The sequence below is a fragment of the Paraburkholderia sp. JHI2823 genome, assembly GCF_038900695.1.
In the GTDB taxonomy this organism is placed as follows: Bacteria; Pseudomonadota; Gammaproteobacteria; order Burkholderiales; family Burkholderiaceae; genus Paraburkholderia; species Paraburkholderia mimosarum.
The window spans coordinates 1-255 of sequence record NZ_JAYMRY010000397.1 but is presented as its reverse complement, the minus strand read 5'-3'; the positions used below and the strand labels follow the sequence as shown (position 1 = coordinate 255).

General features: G+C 51.8%; 1 protein-coding gene. It reads right to left on the bottom strand.

Annotated features, from left to right (window positions below):
* Positions 1-45: 45 nt before the first annotated feature.
* The coding region (locus VSR34_RS39145; RefSeq protein ID WP_342965317.1) for a DDE-type integrase/transposase/recombinase at positions 46-255 on the bottom strand (210 nt) is incomplete at its 5' end.

Genomic DNA, 255 nt, shown 5'->3' with positions numbered 1-255 from the left:
GCGATCGCGATGGTAGATCGTATGAGTGAATGTACATAGGAGTGCTTACATAGCCAGCAAGTAGAACTGCTCGGCAACCGTTCGGGCGACGCGATCGTCTTGCATTTGTCCCTTGCGGATCATATGCGTCACTTCGACGCCAGACAGAATGATGCGGGCACAGCGAAAGTCCTTGAATCCCATCATCGGTTTGATGATGCGTTTGATCGCTCGGTGGTCCTGCTCGATGATGTTGTTCAGATACTTGTTCTGGCG